Source organism: Pseudomonas sp. R1-7, assembly GCF_051132105.1.
In the GTDB taxonomy this organism is placed as follows: domain Bacteria; phylum Pseudomonadota; class Gammaproteobacteria; order Pseudomonadales; family Pseudomonadaceae; genus Aquipseudomonas.
On sequence record NZ_CP071661.1, the window covers coordinates 740,075 to 758,398 of the forward strand.

10 protein-coding genes are annotated in these 18,324 nt (G+C 58.8%); 2 read left to right on the top strand and 8 right to left on the bottom strand.

Annotated elements, in window-relative coordinates:
• The first annotated feature begins 3 nt into the window (after nt 1-3).
• Nucleotides 4-7,032, top strand: coding sequence for a TcdA/TcdB pore-forming domain-containing protein (locus tag J3P79_RS03335; RefSeq protein ID WP_434608155.1), 7,029 nt, complete (start codon nt 4-6; stop codon nt 7,030-7,032).
• A gap of 145 nt (nt 7,033-7,177) precedes the next feature.
• Here J3P79_RS03335 and J3P79_RS03340 read toward each other — a convergent pair whose 3' ends face one another.
• On the bottom strand, nt 7,178-7,825 hold the full coding sequence (locus J3P79_RS03340) for a hypothetical protein (RefSeq protein WP_434608158.1): 648 nt from the start codon (nt 7,823-7,825) through the stop codon (nt 7,178-7,180).
• Between the two features lie 214 nt (nt 7,826-8,039).
• Here J3P79_RS03340 and J3P79_RS03345 point away from each other — a divergent pair, with 214 nt between their 5' ends.
• On the top strand, nt 8,040-8,864 hold the full coding sequence (locus J3P79_RS03345) for a hypothetical protein (protein ID WP_434608159.1): 825 nt from the start codon (nt 8,040-8,042) through the stop codon (nt 8,862-8,864).
• Between the two features lie 18 nt (nt 8,865-8,882).
• Here the strand turns inward: J3P79_RS03345 and J3P79_RS03350 are convergent, their stop codons facing one another.
• From J3P79_RS03350 to J3P79_RS03380, 7 genes are all read right to left on the bottom strand, one after another.
• The gene (locus J3P79_RS03350; RefSeq protein ID WP_434608161.1) at nt 8,883-9,479 is read right to left on the bottom strand and encodes a MarC family protein; all 597 of its coding nucleotides are present in this window, start codon (nt 9,477-9,479) and stop codon (nt 8,883-8,885) included.
• Nucleotides 9,480-9,540: 61 nt separating this feature from the next.
• Nucleotides 9,541-12,312 (bottom strand): response regulator, encoded by a 2,772-nt coding sequence (locus J3P79_RS03355; RefSeq protein WP_434608162.1) that lies wholly within the window; start codon nt 12,310-12,312, stop codon nt 9,541-9,543.
• Between the two features lie 99 nt (nt 12,313-12,411).
• The gene (purD, locus tag J3P79_RS03360) at nt 12,412-13,707 is read right to left on the bottom strand and encodes a phosphoribosylamine--glycine ligase (RefSeq protein ID WP_434608164.1); all 1,296 of its coding nucleotides are present in this window, start codon (nt 13,705-13,707) and stop codon (nt 12,412-12,414) included.
• Nucleotides 13,708-13,895: 188 nt separating this feature from the next.
• A complete protein-coding gene (gene purH / locus J3P79_RS03365) occupies nt 13,896-15,503 on the bottom strand; it encodes a bifunctional phosphoribosylaminoimidazolecarboxamide formyltransferase/IMP cyclohydrolase (RefSeq protein ID WP_434608166.1) in 1,608 nt (535 codons plus the stop codon).
• A gap of 83 nt (nt 15,504-15,586) precedes the next feature.
• Complete coding sequence (gene fis, locus J3P79_RS03370; RefSeq protein WP_003186237.1) at nt 15,587-15,907, bottom strand: DNA-binding transcriptional regulator Fis; 321 nt, start codon at nt 15,905-15,907, stop codon at nt 15,587-15,589.
• Nucleotides 15,904-16,911, bottom strand: a complete 1,008-nt coding sequence (gene dusB, locus J3P79_RS03375; protein ID WP_039593520.1) for a tRNA dihydrouridine synthase DusB — start codon at nt 16,909-16,911, stop codon at nt 15,904-15,906. The genes fis and dusB overlap by 4 nt, the downstream gene beginning before the upstream one ends.
• A 185-nt stretch (nt 16,912-17,096) precedes the next feature.
• Nucleotides 17,097-18,320: a DUF3426 domain-containing protein gene (locus J3P79_RS03380; protein ID WP_434608167.1), complete on the bottom strand. Its 1,224-nt coding sequence runs from the start codon at nt 18,318-18,320 to the stop codon at nt 17,097-17,099.
• Nucleotides 18,321-18,324 lie beyond the last annotated feature (4 nt).

Below are 18,324 nucleotides of genomic sequence, written 5' to 3' on the forward strand. Positions count from 1 at the left end.
TTAATGAGTGAAGCTAAGTTGCCGGAAACGGAAGGTGATGTTGACTTTGTTGGTTTGTTGACCCGTGAGGAACTCAAGCGGGTATTGGAGCCGTACAAGAATAGTGAGCAATACGAAGCGGCGGTTCGATATTACGACGGCTGTGTCGGCTTGATGGGGTCTGCACAACTGCTCGAGCCGCTCAGCCTGCTCAGGCAAACGTTGGAGGGTTTACAGGGCAAGGGACGGCGACGCCGTACGCCTGCGGGGCCTGATAGCACCCGGACCGCTGGCTTGACAAAGGTGGTCGGAGGAGTCGCGGACTATGAGGCGCGACTGCGCAATGGGATCGAGCGCCCGGCCGTCACCGCGGTGCCGAAAAAACTGCATTTTGTCTGGCTCGGTGGGGCGTTGGGCCAGATTCAACTTGATTACATTAATATCTGGAAAAAAGTCATGCCGGACGATTACGTCGTGAATGTCTGGCATGACGAAGATGGTTTACTGGCCCATGAAGCCACCCGGGTTATTGTCGAAGCGGCAAAAGCAGCTACATGGTTGCTCGAAGATCAGGCGCAGCGTTCACCTGATGATCTTGCCGATCGTTATGAAGTAAGAGTCACCGCACTGAAGCGCGAAATGTTCTTGCACATCCGTCGAGCGATTGAACGGGGTGAAAGTGCGGATGAGGCGCGTATCGACTTATTGGTGAAAGGGTATGGGCAAGATAAAAGTCGTCTGCGCGCACTCAAGGAAAGAAATGCCCAGGTCATGCGCGACCTTGCTAATGACGGCCTGCGATTGCGCAACGTTGCCGATCTTTCGACATTCCCTGAGCTGAAGGAGTTCTACCACCGTGAGATGGCTCTGCGCGGAAATCTTGCGGCGGCCTCCGATCTTGTGCGGATGCTGGTGGAGGTTACCGAGGGAGGTATCTACAGCGACGTGGATTTCTTGCCGCCGTTTGTCAATGATATTGCAGGCGTCGACATCAACCAGTTTGCGGCCACTCCGAGGCGGGGGGTGTTGCAGTTGTTGCTCGACAACAATCCAGAATGGATGCCTGGCCGCCAGGCGTGGGGCGAAGGGTTCAAGGATCACACCCCTTTTATTCCTGAAGAGCATCGCGATGCGCTGGAGCGATTCGCAAAAAGCAGACCGCCACTGGAACAAGTATTTGCTCCGTTCAAGCAAACCAGCGTTTCGCTCGACAGTTTGCGCTTGTCGTCTATCGAGGGGGGCGAGTCCAATGCGTTGATTGTCAGTCATCCCGGTTCGGCTCCCTTGTGGACCATCATCCGGCGCTTCGAGACCTACCATCAGGCTTTGCTCGAGGTCGAGCGCCAGGCTCTGAAGAGCAATATCGGATTTCATGAGGCCGACAGCATCTTGGCACTCACGAAAGAAGTGGTTGAGGCTCGAATCGATCGCGCCAAGGACGACGACGGCGTGATGCATCACTGGGCCGAACAATTGGCTATGGGTATCGCCGAATACTTCAGCGATGGTATCCGGCCCAAGACCAGAGGCACGATACACCTGACAGGTCCGGGCGCATTGCGAGCGGGGCTGGAGGAGTATGACCACAAGGCTTTCACGCCAGATGTGGCTGAGATCGTCCGCAAATCCGTTCGGTTAAAAACCGGTTTCAACAACGCAACGGAGGAGGAAGCCGATCATTCATGGGCGGAGAATGTGGCTGATTTGAATGACTGGCTTGAGCGCGAGACAACATCCTGGCGAGAAGGTCGATTCAAGGCCCGTTACGCGGGAAAGATCACGCCGTTGCTCAAAGGCAGCACCCTCGAATTCCACGACGGCTGGCCGGTGATCGAGGGACGCCCGATCTTGTCCACCGACATGTTGCAGCATCTGGCCGCAGAGCTGGGTGAACCTTTCAAGGATGCCATGCAACGCGGTCATGACGGTGCTAAGACCTTTGATTCGCCTATACCGCTGAGCTTTGAAGAACGCCGATACATCAGCAGTCAAGGCGTTGCAGCACCGGCGTTTCTGAGCGATTCGCAAAACAAACAGCGGTCTGTTCGTGAACTCTTGGAGCAGCACGCCAACAGCCCGCTGGATTCCGTTCAGTTGAGCCCGTTGGAGCGCTTGCAGTTAGGGCCCTTGATCGGTGCCAAGGCTTTGGACAATCGCAGTTTTGAAGCGGCTCGACCGCAATTGGATAAGTTGGCCGACAATATCAGCAAGTTTGGGACCGCCTTCGGCTATACGACCATCGAGCGGGTGCTTCTCCAGTCCAAGGCACCCGAATTCATGGCGGCGCTTGCCAGTGCGGAGGATTACCCGCTGGTGCGTGGCAAGACCGCCTTGCAATTGATGTCTGACGCTCTGGAGCAGCCGCTGACGTTACGTGAATGGGGGCGGCAGGTTGCCGAGATCAAGCGGGTCGCTCAACTGGAACACGACGCAACGATTGATCAGGTCGAAAAGGTCCTGGCGGGTTTGGACGATACACGGATGAAGGCTGCACCGCAGGACTTGCTGAGTTCCAGGGAAGGTTCCGTAAAAGGACGTTGTTACCCACTGGCCTTGGTGATGGCGGCCGCTTTGTCGGAAGGCCAGGGGGCGGTCGATGTCCTATTCGAGCGGTTTTATGCGGCGGTGAACGATCATGGTGCAAGCGACTCGGCAACGTTCTTGAATATGCTGGAGTCGGTGGGCGCCGTGCAACTCGACACTGTCCTCGGCGCCCCGGAACGTTCGAATCTGCAGACTGTCGTCGATGTGCTCGAAGCCAAATCAGCGACCGCTCCGTTGATGCTCAACTCGGGTAACCATGCCATGCTCGTGGCCAGGGTCTTCAAGGGCACGGACAGCACCTACCATCTTTATGATCCAAATTTCGGCCTGTTCCACTCCACTGACTCATCGACGTTCAAGAACCTGTTGGAACGGTTTTTCGTTGACCAGAAGATGGCTGCCAGATACGACGCGTATGGCCCAAATCATACAACGTTCGATTTGATCGAATTGGATGGCGCGCGTCTATCAAGCCTCGGATTGCCAGGTGAAATGACCGTTTCGCAATTGATAAGGCCTGAAGCATTGCCTGGGCAATCATCGATCCCGCCCAGACAACGAATGGCCAGTGCACGGGGACAATCGCTCCAGAACAACGTCGAACTGGGCAGCGGCTTGCGAGCACTGGACGGCCATAGGCAAGCGCAACAGATCAGTGAGGCGACCACGCAGTTGCATGAGGCGAACAATCTGTCGCCCTCGTTAGTGCCGGTTTTCGACAGTCTGGAGGCCCTGCCGGAGGGGGAGTACCGCATCACCCTGATTGATCGTGATCAGCCGCAGCGAGTGGCCTACGCCAAAACGAAGGATCCTCGTTTCAAACAGATCAAGCGGTATCTGTCGGAGCATTTTTCGGCCATGGGGGCCAACACCCCCGACATGTTGGAGGACCCTACCCACGTAGGTGGCGTTCACACGTTGAATGCCGGGTTCAGCATCTTGGCGCTGATGCATGCGTTACAGGGCCGCGAAGGGGACGACCGTTCCCTTACGACGGCGGTTCGGTTGCACGCCTATGTGGGTTATGCGCAATTGGCGCAGGGGCACCTGAGCGATATCAACGCAATGGTTCAGTTGGTTCGGGAAGCCTTGAAAGACGAAAAGGTCATTGCCAGTACCGTCGCGCCGGCCATCAAGGCCTCAATAGGAAGCAGCGTGAGCGAGGCGACTGCGGGGCTGCTGCAGTTCGTGAGCGTCGGCCTGGACATCTACCAATTGGCAACCGCACAGAACGACGTTGAGCGCGCCGAGTTCGGCACGCAGTTGGCTTTCGACACGGCAAGCCTGTTGTTGTGGGGAGGGGCTTATGCTGCCGGCGCCACCGCCGGGGCGGTGCTTGGCGGGGCGGCCGTGATAGTGGGCGGGCTGGCTTTCGGGGTGTCGGCAGTGGTCCGGGGCTTCGCCGTGATCGCCGAGCAAGCCAGGCAAGTCGGGCTGTTCTTCGATGATGTCGCAAAGGCTCATCACCATGCCTACACCTTCGATACCACCCACACGCTCTGGAAACCCGACTCGTCCCTGGTCATCAAGACGCTGGATCTGCGTCGCTCCTCCCTTACGGTGGACGGGCCCAAATTGTATCCGCAGCGCGATCATTTGGGCGTGCCGACCATGATCCTCGATTACGAGCGGGCGATCGACATTCGTAAAGAACTTGGCCTGCCTGATCAAGTTGAATTCAAGCCGCTGGCACACCATGCCATCGTCCTGCCCTATATTCCGCATAGCTGCTATCGCTATGAGTACAAGGCGCTGCCGTTTGCCAATAGGTACGATTGGACCGGTTTCGATACGGCGCGGCGCTTGGAGAAATGGCAAGAGAAGGAAGGTCAATGGCTGTTTCAGTTTTCCTTCTATTCGTTTCCCAGCCACCAGATAGTCAATCGTCTCTTCAGCCCCGATTATCGCCCTACGACAATCGATGTGTGGCTCGACGATGTCGATCGGTCGTTGCTCGTGCCCAAGCTGCAGCCGATGTGGATGGACAAAATCGAATATCACATTCGCGGTGCCGGAAAACGGTGCGCCGTGCTGCTCCACCCAGGCGTGAGCCTGATTCTCGAAACGACGGCGCCGCTGAAGTCGGCATGGATGTTGGATGTACCTTGGGCCGAGGAACGCGACGTCCGGCTGGAGGGGCGCGACAAGTTATTCATTGGTGACGTTGCGGTGTCGATTACCGGAACGGGGCAGAACGACATCCTGATACAGATCAACCAAAGCCAGATCCTTAAAATCGACGCCGGCGAACTGTCCCATGTCGTGGTGGGACTAAAACCAGGCATGGATTCGCAAGCCGCGCACAAATATATGAAAACATTGGCCCAGCAGCATCGTCTGGCAGCGCCTTATACGCCCGTCCACGAATACCTGGTCCCGTTCGAGAACCCGGATGAGCCCCGGTACGTCACGGCCTGGTACGACGCCGAGAAGGACCGCTACCTCTACATCCGAGATGAGATACCGGGCGCCGAAGACGCAGGGCTTGGGGCAGTGACCGACGGCTATGCCTGGTTCTACAACCCGGAGGACGTGCGAATCTGGCAAGTCGATGCCGACAATGGCCAAGTGATCCGCTGTTATTGGTTGTGGTGTCCGCAAAGCATGACGAGCAAGATCCAAAGTATCGAGGTCGATGCCCACGGCATGATCAGTTTCGCACAGCACATTGCCCATAACGACGGGTCCCACGATGTGTTGGGTTATCTGATTCATGAAGAGAAGCTGCTTCTCAGTTCAGTGATTCGAGGCAGGGATAGCAGGCTGGAGTCGGTGTTCAATGCTGGCGAGACGTTGGCAAGCTGGTCGAGCGTGCTTCGTGAGGCTTTTGTCGTCCAGGCGCATTTGTCGGACGGACATGCCTTCGATACCGTGGTTTGGCAGCCGGCTCCTTTCGTTTCGGTTTGCTGGAAGATTGATGATGAATCACGGGATATGGCGTGGATTCGCAGCCGTGATTGCTTGATCATCCGCCCCTCGCCACGGCCCAAGCATTATCGTAGCTGGCCCGATTCAATCAAGAACCTGACCGATCTGGCGTTGCTTCCCCCGGTAGATGGTGGTGATAGTTTTATCATCTACAACAGACTCACCCAGTTCCTTTGTCACCAGCAACGCACACTTGTGGGGGGCAAGGGGCAATGGTCTGCTGCCTGGAAACGTCCCGCAAAACTGAACAATATTGTGGCTACCGGCACGGGGTATGTGGCTGTGAATGACGATGGGTTGTTTTTCAACCTGACGCCTCAATTCGAACTGTCATTGGCCGGCGTCGGTGAGCTGTGGCTCAAGGACCGCCAGCATTGGTGGGCTGACCTGGACGCGCTAGGCGGGAAGTACAAGGTTGATAGCTTTGCCATCGCCGGTTTGACCAATGCCGCTGGCGACTCGAAATTATGCGCCTGGTACCTGGGCGGCAGGCTATTGCTGGCTAACCTCGGCTATGGAAAGGATGTCCGTTTATTGAGGGGTATCCCGGACAGCGAGGCTGCCTGGTTGTTCGATGTTTCCAGTGGTGAGGTGTATCGCCAAGCCTTGATCGACCCGCAAGCGTTGACGCTCGCGTTTGGCTCCGGATCGAAATTATTGAAGGCTGACGCGATACCCGCCGCCGAACGTGAATGGGCCCCCCTGCAGTTCAACAAATTGACGACCGACGGTCCGGGGCTTCGGGGCGTCACCCTCGAAGGTGTGATTGTTACGCTGCGCGAGGCAGAGCCGGCGCTGATCACCGGAGTCTCAGAGGATTGGGTGGCTATCCAGGGTGACCGTGTGCTCGAGGGGCTTGAGCGACTGGCGGCCCAACCGTCGCGCAGTGCCCTGCTGACGGTTGAAGATGCCAATCAACTCAAGTGGTTCGTCGCCGCGACCGGGAAGTTGATCCAGGCTCCCAAGGCCGCCGCCCCGCAAGTCTTCGAGGTGTTGGGAACGTTAAGGCGCACCAACGTATTACTCCACGATAAAACGGATGGAAAGTTGCTCCTCTTGCCAAAGCCGAAACAGACCGCGTCACTCGATTATGTCCTTCGTGAGGGAGAAGTGATGGTCGTCGAGGGTCAAGCTTTGAAAAGCGGGGATCTGCGCCCGCTGGTTCCGGATGATGTACGCACACTTGTCTTGCGCTTGGGGCTGGGGGAGACCACTTATCGTTTGTCAAAGGCGGTCTGGTTGCTGGTCGACTCGGTCATCCTTGATTGTCAACGTTCATTGGGCAGCGTGGTGGCAAGTCCGTCCAAGTTTATCTGGGTGCTGGATGAGCCCGACCAACTGCTGCTCAGCAAAGTCGACAAGCACTTGGTCATCATTGACCCGGACAGCGGGCGCAGTGTGATTGGTCGCGATGTATTCGCCACGGATGACGTCTTGCTTGGCGACGTGTTGCTCAGTTTCGGTGAGAAACGGCACTGCGAGCTCTCGACCTTGATATCGCGTATGAGGGCTTTATCGGACATCCAGAACGGCGTAACACTGGGTAAATTGTTAGCGGTGACGGCGATCCCGACAACTTGATGGGTTAAATGGCTGATCCATGGGGTGAAAAAAGGGTTGCAGATATCATCCATCTGCAACCCTTGATCATAGTGGGCCGTTCGTTATTAGATCTATTTCGCCGCAAACGCATCGGGTGAAAGTAACAACCTCAAGCCAAGTTTCATCAAACGTTCTTTCGCAGGGTAAAACGCCTCATGACGTGTGTATCCAGCTTCTTGTTGATAAGCGCTCTTCGCCCGTCCAGCGCGCTTCTGTCCAACTTCAGATATGCCTTTCGCTGGGTAATGCTGGCGGAATTCTTTGTCCACTCCCAGAACAAGAAGCTGTGCTTTCTTGTGCTGACGCTCAGTTCGAGTTTGTACAGGGCGATAATCAGATTGCCCCGTGCATCGTAGCGCGCCGGAACAATTTGAAATGACTCGCCCTCGCGGGTTTGCGTGTCCAGCGAGAGCATGGCCGCCTCGCTGGTTTTGAGCGTATCCAGCGTATCGATCATCGCATTGGCCTGCGATGAGTCACGCATTCCATACGCACTCTCCACCAGGAAATCCGCCACGGAGCCCGAGACCATATGCTGGGTGGTTGTGTAGATAGAGTCGTGGTGCAGCGACCAACCCAGGAAATTAAGGGTGCGCACATACTCTTCGAACCAGCCCTTGGGGTCGGCGTAGCGGTGATAACCGAGATCGGCCGAGCCGGTGGCAATGTTATTGCAATCGGCGATGTCGTCGTGGTCTTGCTGTAGAGGCGCCCCGATATATGAGAAAAGATTCGGGCCTGTCACCAGTCCGGTTAAGGGTTGTTCGTCCATGGTAATTATCCGTTTGCTGATGTAGGGCTTATATGAATACAGCTGCGGCGAGGATCTTCAAGTTTGTTGAGATTTTCATTGGCTTCTAAATGTGTTGTTTCGGATGGCTGTGCTACATATGTTGTATTCAGTTTTCAATGTTAATTCTTAGTTCGATAAATTAGATTCTGAGTCGTCCGCAGGAGCGGTCGTTTATTTAAAAAGGGAAGCAATCATGGAAATTTTTGAAAGTGGCGTAAGTATTGCGCAGAGCGTTGAACTGGTGAGTGCACGTATCAACAGGCGCAAGGCGTTGGCTTCTACTATGCGGCGCATGCGCAGGTCTGCCGTGCTGTCGGTACAAGACAACCCAACCCAAGAGATGGATGCGCTGATGTTGGGGGATGCACTGGTAGGCTACGGCCAAGGCATGTCGCTCAATAACATGGCAATCATGGAAAACCTGATGACCATGGCGATCATGGAAGCCAACTTCGAAGTGCCCGGTGGCAAAAACACCCGCGGATGGTATGACGCCTTCATTCGCTGCCTGCAGGACCTCGGCTGTTTCGTCGCCGATGACGGTTACTCCCGTTATTCCGAGAGCTCCCTGCAGGTGGATATGGACCTGGTGATCAGCGATATCGTCAAAGGGATCGTCGACGGCGTGAAAGCCAGCATCCCCGCGGCGACAGTGCTGGGTTCCGTGGTCAACACCACGATCGATGGTTTGAAGCAGGACAAGGAAACCCTCAATCTGTTCGACACCCAGGCCAAGTCGGCCGATGGCGCACGTCTATCCGTCATCCCTTGCGAACAACTGTCCAACGGTATTCTGATTGCGTCCTCCAGCTCGATCAAACAGACCGGGTCTTCCAGTAACGGTGGCGTGCTCTTCGTTAACTGGCGCGCCTCGGCGCGGGAGATCTTCCGTGGCAAGTCGTTCGTGACCTTCAATCCGGCGCGTTACGAGGACTTCAGGCAGGAAATCGAAGAATACCTGGGCGTACATCGTCGGGAAGTCTTGAGCAAGCGTTTCAGCCGTCGCAAGCGTGCCTGAGTTCAATACTGGCCAGGGTCACGGCGCCAGGTAGCCTTTCACCCCGGTAAAGATGATCTGCGCTGCCAATGCACAGACGAACAGTCCCATCAAGCGGCTGACAATCTGCAAGCCCTGGTCGCCAAGAATCCGTTCGATACGGCTGGACAGGTAAAGCACGACGCCAACGGTGAAGCTGGCCAGGGCAATGCTGATGATGGCCATGAGTTTGTCGTCCCAGTGCGGCTGGCTCACGCCCATCACCAGCAAGGCCCCGATGGTGCCGGGGCCGACGGTCAACGGAATCGTCAGCGGGACGATGGTCACGTCCTGCTGCACGTTATCGGTCTGTACGGCGGATTTGCCTTGGGCCATGCCCAACGCCGAAATGAACAGCACGCTGCCAGCGCCGATACGGAACGCATCTACGGTGATGCCGAATACGCTGAAAATCACTCTTCCGAACAAGTACAGCAATACGCTGGACACCAGCGTTGCGATCGCCACCTTCCAGGCCAGTCGACGTTGTTCCTTGCGTGAGTAGCCGCGAGTCAGGCTGATAAAACACGACAGGACAAAGAAGGGGCTGTAGAGCACCAGCATCTTCAGGTAAACGCTGAACAACACATGGAGCATGGCAAGACTCGAGAAGGGGGAACACGACGGGAGTCTATCAGGCGTTTCGGCGCCTGTCGGCTCAGGAGGTTTGTGCCGTGCGGTTTTGCTGATCGCGCTGGGCCACCCAGTGTTCAATCAGCTCGCGCAACTGCGACAGTTCCACGGGCTTGGCCATGTGCCCATCCATTCCAGCCTGGCGGGCGCGTTCCTTGTGTTCGGCCAGGATATGCGCCGTGAGCGCCACCACTGGCGTACGGGTGCGCTGGTTACCGACTTCCCATGCACGCAGCTGTTGGGTGGCGGAGAATCCATCGAGGATCGGCATCTCGCAGTCCATCAAGACCAGGTCGTAGCGCTGTTCTTTCATGGCTTTGAGCGCTTCCTCGCCGTTGCTGGCGGTGTCGGGTTGCAGGTTGAGCTTGCCGAGCATGCCCCGGATGACCTTGGTGGAAATGGTGTTGTCCTCAGCCACCAGGATCCGGAAATCGCTGGGAACCTGCACGGGAGTGGGAGGGCCGGCATTGACCGGCAGGTTCGGTGCCTGGCCTTTGTTGCGCTGGTTCAGTTCGTCCGCCAGGGTCGTCTTGAGCGTATAGCCCGCCACCGGTTTGGCGAGGATGCGCTTGACGCCGCTGTTTCGCGCCACGATCTTGCTCGGCGCGTTGCTGATGCCGGTCAGCATGATCAACAGGATGTCGTGGTTCAGGCTCGGATCTTCCTTGATCTTGGCCGCCAGCTGCATTCCCGTCATGCCCGGCATGTTCTGGTCCAGCAGCACCACGTCGAAATAGTCGCGCAGGTGAGCCTTGGTGCGCAGCAGCGCCAAGGCTTCCTTGCCCGACGGCACGGCGCTGACGTTCAAGCCCCAGGCGCTGCATTGCTGCACGAGGACCTTGCGGCAAGTGTCGTTGTCGTCGACGACCAGCACCCGTGCGCCTTGCAGGGGGCTATCGAGGTCTGCGGTCGGATGTTCGAGGCGGTCCGGGTCCAGCGGCAAGGTCAGCCACAAGGTGCTGCCTTGGCTGCTGCCGCTCTTGATGCCGAACTCGCCGTGCATCAGCATGATCAGTTGCCGGGCAATGACCAGCCCCAGGTTGCCACCCAGGCGCGTGGCGGACAGAACATTCTTGCTGTGCAGCTCGGCATGCATCAGCGTGTCGCGTTCTTCGGCATCCATGGGCGACCCGCTGTCCTGTACCGCGATGCGCAGGCGTGGCTGGTCGCTGCGTTCGTCGAGGGCGACGACGATCAGCACCTCGCCTTCGTCGGTTTTCTTCAGGGCGTTTTCCAACAGGCTCAACAGTGCCTGGCGCAGTCGCGTCGGATCGCCGCTGATGACTCGAGGAACCTGGGGCTGAATGAAACTGATCAGTTCGACGTTCTGCTGTTCGGCCTTGGCGCGGAAAATGCTCAGGCAGTCCTCGATCAACGCATTGAGGTCGAACTGCACATCATCGAGCTCGATTTGTCCGGATTCGAGACGGGAAATGTCGAGAATCTCATTGATCAACGTAAGCAGTTCGTTGCCGGCGCTGTGGATCGTCTGTACGTAGTCGCGCTGCTTGACCGATAGCGGCGTGCCTAGCAGCAGCTCGGTCATGCCCAGCACACCATTCATCGGCGTGCGGATCTCGTGGCTGATCTTCGCCAGGAATTCGGCCTTGGCGTTGATCTCGGCGTTGCTTGCGGCTAGGTCGCGACTGACGCTGAAGCGATTTTCATTGATTGAACGCTGACGTTCCCCCAACGCGATGCTCATCAGCAGGCCACTGACGCAGATAATGACCAGCAACGTGACGATCAGCCCTTGGGGCGCGACTTCGGTCAGCCCCTGCAAGGCCGGAAGGATGATCAGCGTACCCAGGTTGAACACCACCATGGCGGCGACGAACAACCGTGCCGGGCGGTAGCCTTTCTGCCAGTGCCAGGCGCTGACGAACAGCATGCTCAGGCCAGCCAGCGCCACCAAGGCGTAGGTCATGATATTGAGTGGCAGCGTGTTGACGAACAGCAGCAACAGGCTACACAGCATGATGAAGACTATTTCGCCCAGCAGGAGACGGTTCAGCGGGTGCGGTCCCAGCGGCGCGAAGTAACGATAGGCAAACATCAGCCCACAGGGCGCCGTCAGCAACAGGGCCAGGTAGGCCCCCGGCGTCTGGATTGCCGGCCAATCAGGCAGCCAGGCCCCCGCGAGGTTCAGCAGCAATATCAGGCTGAGCATCAGCAACCCTTCGCAGGCCGCCAGCCACAGGCAACTGCGCGATCGGGTGTAGGCATAGCGGGTAAGGTTGTGCAGGATCAACATGGCGATGCAGCCGAACAACAATCCATAGACCAGCGTCTGGTTCTGGTTGGCTGCCGCCAGGACGGCCGGCTGCAAGGTGACATAGGGGCGCAACTCGTAGCGCGATGCCAATCTCAGGTAGACGTCCAGCGATTTATCGCTGCGCGGCAAGGGCAGCATGAAATCGCTGCTGGGCACCATGGGTTCGGTATGCGGCATGGCATTGCCGCTGACTTGTTGGCCGACGAGCGTGTCGCCATCCAATACATAGAGATTCAGGCGCGATAGATCAGGCGCGAAGACACGCAGGATCTGCTCATGCCTGTCGGGAGAAAGCCGGAAGCGCAGCCACAAGGCACCGCCAGGTTCGGCTGCCTTGAGGTGGTCCAGGTCAATGGGGCTGAACTGGTTGGTATAGCGTGCAGAGCGGATGTCGCTCAGCTTCAGGTCGCCCTGTTCGTCGAGCAAAACCGCCCAGCCACTGCCGGGCGCCGCCTGGGCCGGCACGCAGAGCAGCGTCAGCAGGGTAACGGTCAAGCTTATGGCAATCCTGAGCCAGCGCACGGCGAAATCCCTTCGTAGGTTGATGCCAGATTATAACTATGCGCGGCGCCCGAGCAGACAGGCAAGAGCCCTGGGCCCCTGCCTGTCTGAATGGCCGGGTTATTCCAGGTTTTCGCCACGCTCGCGGGCAATGGCACGGTAGCCAATGTCCTTGCGGTAGAAACAGCCTTCCCAATCAATCTGCGCGGCAAGCTTGTAGGCCTGCTGCTGAGCGGCATCGACGCTGATGCCCATGGCCGTGGCGCACAGCACCCGACCACCGGCAGTCACGACCTGACCGTCCTTCAGTGCCGTACCGGCGTGGAAAACCTTGCCTTCCAATTGGGCGGCGGCTTCCAGGCCTTTGATTGCGCGGCCTTTGGCGTAGTCGCCCGGATAACCACCAGCGGCCAGCACGACGCCGACGCTCGGACGCGGATCCCATTGAGCTTCAACCTTATCCAGCGCCTGCGCCAGGGCGGCTTCGACCAGCAGCACCAGGCTCGATTGCAGGCGCAGCATTACCGGCTGGGTCTCAGGATCGCCGAAACGGCAGTTGAATTCGATGACTTTTGGGTTACCAGCCTTGTCAATCATCAAGCCAGCATAGAGGAAACCGGTGTAGACGTTGCCTTCCTCGGCCATGCCACGCACGGTTGGCCAGATGACTTGGTCCATTACACGCTGGTGTACTTCGGCCGTGACCACTGGCGCCGGGGAGTAAGCCCCCATGCCGCCGGTGTTCGGGCCGCTGTCGCCATCGCCGACACGCTTGTGGTCTTGGCTGGTTGCCATCGGCAGGACGTTCTTGCCATCGACCATGACGATGAAGCTGGCTTCCTCGCCGTCGAGGAATTCTTCGATCACAACCCGCGACCCGGCATCACCGAAGGCATTGCCGGCGAGCATGTCGCGCACGGCCTCTTCTGCCTCGGCCAGGGTCATGGCAACGATCACGCCTTTGCCGGCGGCCAGGCCGTCCGCCTTGATCACGATCGGTGCGCCTTTTTCGCGCAGGTACGCCAGGGCCGGTTCGATTTCGGTGAAGTTCTGGTAGTCGGCGGTCGGGATCTTGTGACGCGCCAGGAAATCCTTGGTGAACGCTTTCGAACCTTCCAGCTGTGCAGCACCGGCAGTCGGGCCGAAGCAATCCAAGCCGCGGGTCCGGAACAGATCGACCACGCCGGCGACCAGCGGTACTTCCGGACCAACGATGGTCAGCGAGACGTTTTTCTCGGCGAAATCGGCCAGTTGTTCCAAGGCCAGCACGTCGATCGCGACGTTCTCGCATTTGGCTTCGATGGCGGTACCAGCATTGCCCGGTGCGACAAACACTTTCTGCACGCGCGGATCCTGAGCTACTTTCCAGGCCAGGGCGTGTTCACGGCCACCGCTGCCAATGATCAAAACATTCATTTCAAAAACCTCGGATGACGCTGATTCTGTTTGGAGCCTAGGGCGTCATGCGCCGTAGGAGGTCGCAATGAAGCCGGTAGATGCAAGGCAGAGTGGACCTCGGTGAGCGGAGTTGCCTTTTGGCAATGAGCATCATCGAGGTCGGCTCCAACGCAGCAGATGCCGGCTTCAGTGCGGCCGTTGTCTTGTTAGTGACGGAAGTGGCGCATGCCGGTGAACACCATCGCGATGCCGGCTTCGTCGGCGGCAGCAATCACTTCACTGTCACGCATCGAACCACCCGGCTGGATCACCGCAGTGATGCCAACCTTCGCAGCATTGTCGATACCGTCGCGGAACGGGAAGAACGCGTCGGACGCCATCACGGCGCCCTGTACCTGCAAGCCGGCGTGTTCAGCCTTGATGGCGGCGATGCGGGCCGAGTTTACGCGGCTCATCTGGCCGGCGCCGACACCGATGGTCTGGCGGTTCTTGGCATAGACGATGGCGTTGGACTTGACGTACTTGGCGACTTTCCAGGCGAAGATCAGGTCGTTGATTTCCTGCTCGCTCGGGGCGCGCTGGGTCACCACTTTCAGGTCTTCGCTGCCAATCATGCCGATGTCCCGGCTCTGGACCAACAGGCCGCCATTGACGCGCTTGTAGTCCCAGGCCGACGCACGGTCGGCCGACCATTGGCCGCAGGCCAGCAGGCGCACGTTGGCCTTGGCGGCGACGATGGCACGGGCTTCTTCGCTGACCGAAGGGGCGATGATCACTTCGACGAACTGGCGCTCGACGATCGCCTTGGCGGTCTCCGCGTCCAGTTCACGGTTGAAGGCGATGATGCCGCCGAACGCCGACTCGGTGTCGGTGGCGTAGGCCAGTTCGTAGGCCTGGCGGATGCCGCCCTCGGCGTCCGGGCTCACGGCCACGCCGCACGGGTTGGCGTGCTTGACGATCACGCAGGCAGGCTTGACGAAGCTCTTCACGCACTCCAGCGCGGCGTCAGTGTCGGCCACGTTGTTGAACGACAGTTCCTTGCCTTGCAACTGGGTGGCGGTGGCGATGCCGACTTCGGCAGGCTTGGCTTCCACGTAGAACGCCGCGCTCTGGTGCGGGTTCTCGCCGTAGCGCATTTCCTGGGCCTTGATGAATTGGGTATTGAAGGTGCGCGGGAATTCGCTGCGGCCTTCCGTACTCAAGGTTTCGGCGGCCTGGTTCACGGTGCCCATGTAGTTGGCGATCATGCCGTCGTAGGCAGCGGTGTGTTCGAAGGCCTTGAGCATCAGGTCGAAACGCTGGGCGTAGGTCAGGCCTCCGGCCTTGAGGCTGTCCAGCACGCTGGCGTAATCGCTGGCGTTGACCACGATCGCCACGTCCTTATGGTTCTTGGCCGCCGAGCGGACCATGGTCGGACCGCCGATATCGATGTTCTCGATGGCGGTTGGCAGGTCGCAGCCAGGCTTGTTGATGGTAGCTTCGAACGGGTAGAGGTTGACCGCCACCAGGTCGATCGGCTTGATGCCGTGCTCATTCATGATGGCGTCGTCGATGCCGCGACGACCCAGGATCCCGCCATGGATCTTTGGGTGCAGGGTCTTGACGCGACCGTCCATCATTTCCGCAAAACCGGTGTAGTCCGCGACTTCCACTGCGGCGATACCGTTGTCCTGCAGCAGCTTGAAGGTCCCACCGGTGGAGAGAATCTCGACGCCCAGCTGTTGCAGCTCGCGGGCGAATTCGAGGATCCCGGTCTTGTCGGAAACGCTGATCAAGGCGCGGCGGATCGGCAGGCGGGTGGTCTGGTCGGTCATTTCAAGTTCCATCAAAAGCAAGGGAAGTCAGCAAAAAAGGCGACCGTTTTTTACGCGGGCGCCTTTCTGGTTTGATTGAATGCTTAAAGCAAGTCGTACTGTTTGAGTTTCTTGCGCAGGGTGCCGCGATTCAGGCCCAGCAGCTCGCTGGCCTTGGTCTGGTTGCCCTTGACGTAGTTCATCACGCTTTCGAGCAGAGGCGCCTCGACTTCGGAGAGCACCAGGTTGTACACATCCGTGACGGCAGCGCCCTCAAGGTGGGCGAAATAATTGTGCAGCGCCTTCTCGACGCTCCCGCGAAGGGTCTGGCCTTCTTCGCTGGGCGTATTGAGGTGCTGTTTCAAATTCACGTTGTCGCTCACGGGTGTTGTTCCACTCACTAAAGTCTCGGTCATCATCGTCATGCGGCCACCCCTTCGTCCCCTGTCAGGCTCTTGTAACGTTCGGCGAAGAACGCCTGAACGTCGGCGCATTGTGCTTGCGTACCATCCAAACGATTGAAACGGGCGCGAAACTCCCTGGCGCCCGGCAGGGTTGCGAGATACCAGCCCACATGCTTGCGAGCGATGCGTACGCCCATGACTTCTCCATAGAAGGCATGCAGCGCGGCCAGATGCTCTAGCAGAATACGTTCCACCTCGGACAACAACGGCGCAGCGAGTTTTTCACCGGTGCGCAGGTAGTGTTCGATTTCACGAAAAATCCATGGCCGCCCTTGGGCGGCCCGACCGATCAACAGGCCATCGGCACCGGTCGCGTCCAGCACGTACCGGGCCTTCTCGGGCGAGTCGATATCGCCGTTGGCAAAGACCGGAATGGACACCGCCTGCTTGATCGCGGCTATGGTGTCGTACTCGGCTTCGCCGGTGTACAGGTCTGCGCGGGTGCGGCCATGGACCGCCAACGCCGTAATGCCTGCCTGTTCGGCGATCTTCGCCACCGTCAGGCCGTTCTTGTTATCCCGGTCCCACCCGGTGCGGATCTTCAGGGTCACCGGCACATCGACCGCGGCGACAACCGCCTGCAGGATCTCGGTGACCAGCGCTTCGTCCTTCAACAGTGCCGAGCCCGCGGCCTTGTTGCAGACCTTTTTCGCCGGGCACCCCATGTTGATGTCGATGATCTGCGCCCCCAGCTCTACGTTGGCTCGGGCCGCCTCCGCCAGCATCTGTGCATCACCACCGGCGATCTGTACCGAGCGGGGCTCGGGATCACCTTCGTGGATCATGCGCAGGCGCGATTTGCGGGTGTTCCACAAACTCATGTCGCTGGTCACCATTTCCGACACCACCAGTCCTGCGCCCAATCGTTTGCACAACTGACGAAAGGGCTGGTCGGTGACGCCCGCCATAGGGGCGAGAACCAGGCCGTTCTGCAATGTATATGGGCCGATGCGTACCGCCGACATAGGACTTCCCTGAAGTGGGGCCGGATCATGAGACTTCGAAAAAGGGTTGGCATGATACCCGCTCTCGATGACTGGATAAAGATCGAATTGGATAAAATCTGAACAGCTATTTTGTTATCGCCAGCGGTTTGGTCTGGGTGGGGGCAGTCAGAAAGCTGCCGTCAATTGGCCGACCCTGGCCGGGTTCATTCGGGGGAATGAAAGCTCAGGCTGTAGTTCACCGCCTTGGAACCTGGGTCCAGGATATCCAGCGCGATATGGATGGGTGTCTGCGGCGGCATTTCGCCGCGGCCCTCGAGATCGCCGCCCAGGTATTCCCCGGGCTTGAAGCGACGGCTGGCGATCAGGTGCCCGTTGAGGTCGGCAAAGCGCAGCTCCAGCAACGGAAAAGGCTGGGAGAAGGGCGCACGGTTGTAGATGATCGCGTCCACCACCAGGGCGCCGCTGAATTCCGGATGACTGCGCACTACCAGGTTGCTGCTCTTGATCTTGGCAATGTCGACCTTGGACGGGACGTCGCAGCCAATGACGGGGCAGATCTGCAGGAACCACGGGCGGTACTGGTCCTGGCGGGCCAGCTCCTCGAAATGATAGGCGATGTACTGGCCGGCCAGGGCTGCGGCGCCGAGCAATACCAACAGGCCCCAGAGCAAGCGACGCCCCCAGGGCGAACGGCGTTTGCGCCAGTCCAGTTGCAATGGGTCGTCGTCAAGGTCCTGAAGCACTTCGGCGCGTATGCCGGGCTCATGGCGCTCGCGTTTCTTGCGCGACGCCGCCAGCGGCTCCGGTTCATCGTCCAGGTCGTCCGTGGCGGACAGGCGCTCAAGGTGTTCGTGGGGTTCGTCATCCGGCGCGAGGCTCAGCGGGGCGACGGGCTCATCCTCCGGTTCCAGGGGCTCGAGAGCGAGGGACAAGGACGGCTCGGTCCGCGGTGGTCGGGCTGGTTCGTGGGGCTCGAACGGTTCCAGCGGGGATAGGATGGCGGCCTCGGCACGCTCGGCGGGAGACTCGCTGTACAGGCTGTCGGCCCATGGCTCCTGCTCGCTCGCAGGATGCTCGCGCAGGGCGCTCAGGTTGTCTTCGCGACGCCGTCCAAACGTGTCTGGAGCCCGTTTGTCGCGCCGTTCCAGGCGAGCCAGTTCCTTATCCAGGTCATCGAGGTCCAGCTCGGCGGCGGTCCATTGTTTCTGGCTGATTGCCCGTGGTGCTTCGACCGCCGGTTTTACCGGGGAAGTCGTGGGAGGCGCGACGTCCTTGGAAGTGCGCTGCTCCAGCAATTGCTTCGCGGCATTGAACACTTGCAGGCACGAGCCGCAACGAACCACCCCGCGTGCCACGCTCAATTGAGCATGGCTGACGCGAAAACTGGTGCGGCAATGCGGGCACTGGGTGACGAAGCTGTCGGTCATGCGG

Bases quoted from the DNA above. Each gene is read 5' to 3' on its own strand.
- J3P79_RS03350 (WP_434608161.1), bottom strand. From the start codon at position 9,479: ATGCTCCATGTGTTGTTCAGCGTTTACCTGAAGATGCTGGTGCTCTAC.
- dusB (WP_039593520.1), bottom strand. From the start codon at position 16,911: ATGTCGGCGGTACGCATCGGCCCATATACATTGCAGAACGGCCTGGTT.
- purH (WP_434608166.1), bottom strand. From the start codon at position 15,503: ATGACCGACCAGACCACCCGCCTGCCGATCCGCCGCGCCTTGATCAGC.
- fis (WP_003186237.1), bottom strand. From the start codon at position 15,907: ATGACGATGATGACCGAGACTTTAGTGAGTGGAACAACACCCGTGAGC.
- J3P79_RS03380 (WP_434608167.1), bottom strand. From the start codon at position 18,320: ATGACCGACAGCTTCGTCACCCAGTGCCCGCATTGCCGCACCAGTTTT.
- J3P79_RS03340 (WP_434608158.1), bottom strand. From the start codon at position 7,825: ATGGACGAACAACCCTTAACCGGACTGGTGACAGGCCCGAATCTTTTC.
- J3P79_RS03335 (WP_434608155.1), top strand. From the start codon at position 4: ATGAGTGAAGCTAAGTTGCCGGAAACGGAAGGTGATGTTGACTTTGTT.
- J3P79_RS03345 (WP_434608159.1), top strand. From the start codon at position 8,040: ATGGAAATTTTTGAAAGTGGCGTAAGTATTGCGCAGAGCGTTGAACTG.
- purD (WP_434608164.1), bottom strand. From the start codon at position 13,707: ATGAATGTTTTGATCATTGGCAGCGGTGGCCGTGAACACGCCCTGGCC.